At 50.8% G+C, this 2,017-nt stretch carries 2 rRNA genes; both read left to right on the top strand.

The annotated features are described in order from the left end of the window. Window positions 1–114: ribosomal RNA gene (locus ACFQ3W_RS25930) — 16S ribosomal RNA — on the top strand; the annotation flags it as partial. Window positions 115–602: 488 nt separating this feature from the next. After that, window positions 603–2,017, top strand: a 23S ribosomal RNA gene (locus tag ACFQ3W_RS25925); the annotation flags it as partial.

The raw sequence follows: 2,017 nt of genomic DNA, 5'->3' as shown, positions 1-2,017 counted from the left end.
CCCGAAGTCGGTGAGGTAACCGCAAGGAGCCAGCCGCCGAAGGTGGGGTAGATGATTGGGGTGAAGTCGTAACAAGGTAGCCGTATCGGAAGGTGCGGCTGGATCACCTCCTTTCTATGGAGAATCGTCTTCGGAGAGCGAAGACATTCAAATAATTACGGTTGGCGTAAGCCGCCGTATACAAACTTTGCGTAGCAAAGTTACCAAATCTGTGTTTTCTAAAGTCTGTTACTCACTCGTTGGTCAGTTTTGAGAGTTCAACTCTCAAGCTTATCCTTCCAGCACTTACCGGTTGAACGGTAAGGGAAGAAGTGATAGAATGTTCTTCCGCCGGTAAAACGGTGCTGAATTTTGAACGTCACCGAAGGTGATCGTTACAAAATTCATCCTTGATCCTTGAAAACTGGATAAACGAAACGAATTTGCGTTTTAGAACAATCCTTTAAGCTGAACTTGTGTCAAGTGATTGACCAAGGAAGTGAAATTGTAGCAGCGAAGGTTTTGTGGCTGGGGATCATTTGGGAGCACGTGAGCAAGCTTGCTGAAGCAAGCATGGCGAAACGGCGAACAAGAGAGCACCAGACGCAATACCAGAGCATTATGGTTAAGCTACTAAGAGCACACGGAGGATGCCTAGGCGCTAGGAGCCGAAGAAGGACGTGGCGAACAACGAAACCGCCTCGGGGAGCTGTAAGCAAGCATTGATCCGGGGATATCCGAATGGGGCGACCCGGCTGGAGTAATATCCAGTCACTCACATCTGAATTCATAGGATGTGAAGAGGCATACCAGGGGAACTGAAACATCTAAGTACCCTGAGGAAGAGAAAACAAGAGTGATTCCGTCAGTAGCGGCGAGCGAACGCGGAGAAGCCTAAACCGAAGAGCTTGCTCTTCGGGGTTGTGGGACGTCTCACATGGAGTTACAAAGGAACAGATTAGACGAAGAGGTCTGGAAAGGCCCGCCAAAGAAGGTAAAAGCCCTGTAATCGAAAGTGTGTTCCCTCCGAGACGGATCCCGAGTAGTGCGGGGCACGTGAAACCCCGTATGAATCTGCCAGGACCATCTGGTAAGGCTAAATACTCCCTAGCGACCGATAGTGAAGCAGTACCGTGAGGGAAAGGTGAAAAGCACCCCGGAAGGGGAGTGAAAAAGATCCTGAAACCGTGTGCTTACAAGAAGTCAGAGCCCTTTTTATGGGTGATGGCGTGCCTTTTGTAGAATGAACCGGCGAGTTACGTTTGCAAGCAAGGTTAAGCTGAAAAAGCGGAGCCGCAGCGAAAGCGAGTCTGAATAGGGCGAACTAGTTTGTAGGCGTAGACCCGAAACCGTGTGATCTACCCCTGTCCAGGGTGAAGGTGCGGTAACACGCACTGGAGGCCCGAACCCACGTACGTTGAAAAGTGCGGGGATGAGGTGGGGGTAGCGGAGAAATTCCAATCGAACTCGGAGATAGCTGGTTCTCCCCGAAATAGCTTTAGGGCTAGCCTCGGAGGAATAGTCGTGGAGGTAGAGCACTGATTGGGTGCGGGGCCCGCCAAGGGTTACCAAGCTCAGTCAAACTCCGAATGCCATAGTACTTTTAACCGGGAGTCAGACAGTGAGTGCTAAGATCCATTGTCAAAAGGGAAACAGCCCAGACCATCAGCTAAGGTCCCCAAGTGTGTGTTAAGTGGGAAAGGATGTGGAGTTGCACAGACAACCAGGATGTTGGCTTAGAAGCAGCCACCATTTAAAGAGTGCGTAATAGCTCACTGGTCGAGTGACTCTGCGCCGAAAATGTAACGGGGCTAAACACACCACCGAAGCTATGGCTTGATGCAATGCATCAGGGGTAGGGGAGCGTTGTATGTAGGTAGAAGTCAGACCGTAAGGACTGGTGGACGGCATACAAGTGAGAATGCCGGTATGAGTAACGAAAAGATCAGTGAGAATCTGATCCGCCGAAAGCCTAAGGGTTCCTGAGGAAGGTTCGTCCGCTCAGGGTAAGTCGGGACCTAAGGCGAGGCCGAAAGGC

The sequence above is a fragment of the Paenibacillus puldeungensis genome (assembly GCF_042678945.1).
GTDB classification, from domain to species: Bacteria; Bacillota; Bacilli; order Paenibacillales; family Paenibacillaceae; genus Fontibacillus; species Fontibacillus puldeungensis.
This window is presented reverse-complemented; position numbering and strand designations above follow the sequence as displayed.